Genomic DNA, 2,731 nt, shown 5'->3' on the forward strand with positions numbered 1-2,731 from the left:
CTTAAAGCCCGTTTAGTTAAAATTGTGTCCTATTCTTTCAGCGTAAGAAAGATGTTTCGATAAAAAGGACGTAAAATGAGCGATATCATCGCATACAAACTGGACGGAAACATAGTCGATACTCAGAGTATCAACGGGCGAGAAAACGCCGCAGAACCGATTTATTTTGACAACTCCCCCGACGCGCTAAACGTCATCAGACACTCCTGTGCGCACCTCATGGCGCAGGCGATCAAAGAGCTTTATCCGCAGGCTAAATTTTTCGTCGGACCAAACGTCGAGGACGGATTTTATTATGATTTTAAGGTCGACGAGGCCAACAGTAAGCTTAGCGACGAGGATTTAGAGGCGATAGAAGCCAAGATGAAAGAGCTAGCCGAAGCTAAGCTTGATATCGTCAAAGCAAGCTCCACAAAAGCCTTTATGAGCGATAAATTTAAAGACGACGAGCTAAAACAAGAGGTGCTAAAACGTATCCCCGAAGGCGAAGTCAGCAGCTACAAGCAAGGAAATTTCGAGGATTTGTGCCGCGGACCGCACTTGCCAAATACCAAATTTTTAAGATTTTTTAAACTAACCCGCGTAGCCGGTGCGTATCTTGGCGGCGACGAGACGCGCGAGATGATAAACCGCATTTACGGCACCGCATTTGCCGATAAAGAGAGCCTAAAAGAGCACATCCGAATCATCGAAGAGGCCAAAAAACGCGACCACAGAAAGCTTGGCGTCGAGATGAAGCTGTTTACCTTCGACGAAGAGGTCGGTGGCGGCCTACCGATCTGGCTGCCAAACGGCGGACGCTTGCGCTCGAAGTTAGAGCAAATTTTATACAAAGCCCACCGCGACCGCGGCTACGAGCCGGTTAGAGGTCCTGAGCTGCTAAAAGCCGACGTGTGGAAAAAGAGCGGCCACTACGCAAACTACAAAGAAAATATGTACTTTACGACGATCGACGAGGCAGAATACGGCATAAAGCCGATGAACTGCGTCGGCCACATCAAGGTCTATCAAAGCGACATCCGCTCATACCGCGATTTGCCGCTTAAATTTTTCGAGTACGGCGTCGTGCATCGCCACGAAAAAAGCGGCGTTTTGCACGGACTTTTTAGAGTGCGCGAATTTGCCCAGGACGACTCGCACATCTTTTGTATGCCGAGTCAGATAAAAGAAAATATCCTAGAAATTTTAAAATTTGCCGGCAAAATAATGGAAAATTTCGGCTTCCACTACGAGATGGAGATTTCTACTAAGCCTGCAAAAGCTATCGGCGGAGACGAAATTTGGGAAACGGCTACGACAGCCCTAAAAGAAGCGCTTGACGAAAACGGCTTTAAATACGGTATCGACGAGGGCGGCGGCGCATTCTACGGTCCAAAAATCGACATCAAAATCACCGATGCCTTGAAACGCAAATGGCAGTGCGGTACGATACAGGTCGATTTTAACCTACCTGAGCGCTTCGATCTAGGCTACGTCGACGCAAATAACGAGCGCCAACAGCCCGTCATGCTTCACCGCGCGCTGCTGGGAAGCTTCGAGCGATTTATCGGCATTTTGATCGAGCACACGGGCGGCGAGCTACCGTTTTTCGTGGCGCCTACGCAAGTAGTCATCGTGCCGATCAGCGACGCGCACCTAGACTACGCCAAAACCGTCGCCAAAGAGCTTCGCAAAATCGGCGTAGATAGCGAAATCGCGAGCAAAAACGAGAGCCTAAACAAACGCATTCGCACCGCTGAAAAGCAACGAGTGCCGATGATCGCGGTACTAGGCGACAACGAAGTGGCAAATAGCGCCATCGCTCTGCGCGACCGCACGACCAGGGAGCAAAAAGATATGAAGCTGGATGAATTCGTCGAGTTACTCAAATCAAAACTCGCCGAGGTAAGTTTTTGAAATCCCAGCGAAAATCCGCTAAATTTGAGCTAGGTGCGGCTTTATGCTAAGCCTGGCTTTTACCAAAATCTGCAAAAATTGTCACGGCGCAATAAATTTCTACGAAAAATACAATAAAAACACAATATTTTTGGATATAATCAACAAATTTCAACTTAAAGGAAAAAACTAATTGGCTAAAGAAAACGAAGTGTTGCTCAACGAAGATATCAGAGCGAGCGAAGTGAGATGCGTGGGGGACGACGGCACCGCATACGGCGTCATCCCAAGAGTAGAGGCCTTGAAAATCGCCGAGAAAATGGGACTTGATCTAGTGCTAATAGCGCCTGACGCTAAACCTCCCGTTTGCAAGATAATGGACTACGGCAAATTCCGCTACCAGCAGGAAAAAAAGCAAAAAGAGGCCAAGAAAAAGCAAAAAACGATCGAAGTAAAAGAGATCAAACTCTCCGTCAAAATCGCTCAAAATGACATAAATTATAAAGTCAAGCATGCGCTTGAGTTTCTAGAAGAGGGCAAACACGTCAAATTTCGCGTATTTCTAAAAGGCCGCGAGATGAGCAACCCAGAAGCCGGCGTCGCGATGCTACAAAAAGTCTGGGAGATGGTAAAAGAGGTCTCCGACCGCGATAAAGAGCCGCTGCTAGAAGGCCGCTACGTCAATATGTTGGTAACCCCGAAGAGATGAGAAAAATTTGTCTCGTTTGCGCGCTGGCTCTGGGTCTAGCGGGAGCCGAGTGTAGCCCGTATTTAAGGTTAGCTACCATTGGCGCTAAATCAGCGTTAAATCAAATGGAAGATGAAAACATAAAGGTTACCGAAGTAAGTTGCAAAG

General features: G+C 47.6%; 2 protein-coding genes. Both read left to right on the top strand.

Annotation, left to right across the window (positions count from 1 at the left end; genetic code table 11):
• The first annotated feature begins 75 nt into the window (after positions 1-75).
• Complete coding sequence (gene thrS / locus QZ147_RS08960) at positions 76-1,896, top strand: threonine--tRNA ligase (protein WP_295149503.1); 1,821 nt, start codon at positions 76-78, stop codon at positions 1,894-1,896.
• Positions 1,897-2,068: 172 nt separating this feature from the next.
• Positions 2,069-2,584, top strand: coding sequence for a translation initiation factor IF-3 (gene infC / locus QZ147_RS08965; RefSeq protein WP_295149506.1), 516 nt, complete (start codon positions 2,069-2,071; stop codon positions 2,582-2,584).
• Positions 2,585-2,731: the final 147 nt, after the last annotated feature.

It is taken from the genome of uncultured Campylobacter sp. (assembly GCF_905371695.1).
Classification (GTDB): Bacteria; Campylobacterota; Campylobacteria; order Campylobacterales; family Campylobacteraceae; genus Campylobacter_A.

Excerpts from the sequence above, each read along its gene's own strand:
- thrS (WP_295149503.1), top strand. The coding sequence starts at position 76 with ATGAGCGATATCATCGCATACAAACTGGACGGAAACATAGTCGATACT.